Annotated in this window: 2 protein-coding genes; both read right to left on the bottom strand. The window is 61.0% G+C overall.

Features of this window, described 5'->3' with window-relative positions; genetic code table 11:
• Positions 1-181: 181 nt before the first annotated feature.
• Positions 182-961 (bottom strand): slipin family protein, encoded by a 780-nt coding sequence (locus SPHV1_RS24025; protein ID WP_054948511.1) that lies wholly within the window; start codon positions 959-961, stop codon positions 182-184.
• A gap of 29 nt (positions 962-990) precedes the next feature.
• On the bottom strand, positions 991-2340 hold the full coding sequence (locus SPHV1_RS24030; RefSeq protein WP_054948512.1) for a nodulation protein NfeD: 1350 nt from the start codon (positions 2338-2340) through the stop codon (positions 991-993).
• Positions 2341-2507 lie beyond the last annotated feature (167 nt).

Below are 2507 nucleotides of genomic sequence, written 5' to 3' on the forward strand. Positions count from 1 at the left end.
TCGGAGATGATTGCACTCATGCCGCCCCTCCCAAAGCAGGGGCCGAAACCGCCGAAATGGTTTTCCTGACAAACGCTAAGCTATTGAGCGTTATGGACTCGGTTTTCCCCGCGAATTGCGGAAAAATGGCGGAAAACCGGGCTCTTGCATAAATGCTGTGTTTACCGGGGAAATTACGATGTCAGTCCGACGGCGACTTGTCTTTCAGCGCCTTGAGCCAATCGCCAAGGTTCATCGGGAAGGGAAAGACAATCGTCGTGCTGTTGCGCTCGTTTGCCAGCACGTTGAGCGTCGAGAGGTAGCGCAGCTGCATGGCTTCGGGCGTCGCGCTCAGGATGTTGGCGGCTTCAAGAAGCTTGGCTGCCGCCTGCTGTTCGCCTTCCGCATTGATCACCTTGGCGCGCCGTTCGCGTTCGGCTTCGGCCTGACGGGCTATCGCGCGGATCATCGATTCGTCGATGTCGACATGCTTGATCTCGACGTTGGCGACCTTGATCCCCCAGGCGTCGGTCTGCTTGTCGAGGATCTCCTGGATATCGCTGTTGAGCTTGTCGCGCTCGGCCAGCATTTCGTCGAGGTCGTGCTTGCCGAGAACCGAGCGCAAGGTGGTCTGGGCCAGTTGACTGGTCGCCTGGATGAAGTCCTCCACCTGAATGATCGCGCTCTTGGGATCGAGTACGCGGAAATAGACCACTGCATTGACCTTTACCGAGACGTTGTCGCGCGAGATGACGTCCTGCGTCGGCACATCGAGGACGACCGTGCGCAAGTCGGTGCGGACCATCTGCTGCACGAAGGGGATGAGGATGATCAGTCCCGGTCCCTTCACCGATGTGAAGCGCCCGAGCGTGAACACCACACCGCGCTCGTACTCGCGCAGGATCTTGATCGCGGACCACAGGAAGATGAGGACAATGAACAGGAGCGGGATGTAGAACCCCAGATCGCCGGCGATTTCCATTTGCATACTCCTCCTCGTCCAGGACGTTCTCAGCTCGGTCTGGCAACCTGCAATTGCAGGCCGCGGATTGCCTCGACAACGACGAGTGAACCGCACTCGAGGTTCTCGGGACCGGTGGCGACCCATCGTTCCCCATGGGCCAGGACATGACCGGAGCGCCCTTCCCAATCGAGCACTTCGCCATGCAGGCCGATCATGCCCTGCTCTCCGGTTTCGACACGCATACGCTGCGCGCGGATACCGAGCTTTGCCGTCACCCCGATTACCAGCACACCCGCAACTGCCAGCGCGGCGATCACCGATGCACTCACCTGAAAGGCCGGCACATCGGTGTCGATAAGCAGCGCCGCGCCCAGCACGAATGCGACAAGACCCCCGATGCCGAGAATGCCGAACGACGGCGCGAAGGCTTCTCCCACCATCAGCGCAAGGCCGAGCAGGATGAGGGCGCCTCCGGCCAGATCGACCGGCAACGCCGCCAATGCATAGAGGCCGACGAGAAGCGAGATCGCTCCCACCGTACCGGGAACCATGGAGCCGGGATTGAGGAATTCGAAGAGCAGTCCGTAGACGCCCACCATCATCAGGATCAGGGCGATATTGGGGTCGGTGATCGTTGCCAGCACGCGATCACCGAAGCCCGGCTTCAATGCGATGACCCTGATCCCGTCAGTGCGTATCATCCGCGCCTTGCCGTCGATCTTCACGACCTTTCCGTCGATCTGGCGCAGCAGCGAGGCTCGGTCCGGTGCGATCAGGTCGATCACGTTCCTTTCCAGTGCCGATTTGGCCGACAGACTGGCTGCACCGCGAACCGCTTGTTCGGCCCATTCCACGTTGCGACCGCGCAGCTCCGCAAGAGAGCGGATATAGGCGACGGCATCGTTGACCGCCTTGCGCTCGCCGGTGTTTGCGGGCTGCGGTTTGTCCTTGGCATCCTGCTTTTCTTCCCCCGGTCCGCCCATGCCTCCCAACTGGATTGGCGTAGCCGCGCCCAGGTTCGTGCCCGGGGTCATCGCCGCTATGTGGGCGGCATAAGCGATGTAAGTGCCAGCACTGGCTGCTCGCGCGCCGCTGGGGTGGACATAGACGACGACCGGCATCGGCATCGCCAGGATATCGCGGATGATCTGCCGCATCGAGGTGTCGAGCCCGCCGGGGGTGTCCATCTCGATCAACACCAGTTCTGCGCCCTGTTTTCGGGCTTGCTCGAAACCGTTATCGAGGTACGCCGCAGTCGCAGGCCCAATCGCGCCTTCTACGGCCATGGCCACGACCGTAGGCTTGCGGTCCTGCGCGAAGCCTGTGGCGCTCGGGAGGAGTATGAGAACGGCAAGCAACACGATGCAGGCGAGCGTTCTGCCCACTCCATTCACCATTGCGATTGCCTGTCCCATTTCTTGCTACTTTCGGCCCCTTGCAAATGGGGCCACAGCATGCCTTGCGCCTTGTCTCGGCGAGCAGACATACATAGCACAACTATCGGCAATCGCGTAGTCTTCCCCCGAGAGGGCCCGACACATCGGGCCGCATTGAATGCGAAAAC

The sequence above is a fragment of the Novosphingobium sp. KN65.2 genome (genome assembly GCF_001368935.1).
Taxonomy (GTDB): Bacteria; Pseudomonadota; Alphaproteobacteria; order Sphingomonadales; family Sphingomonadaceae; genus Novosphingobium; species Novosphingobium mathurense.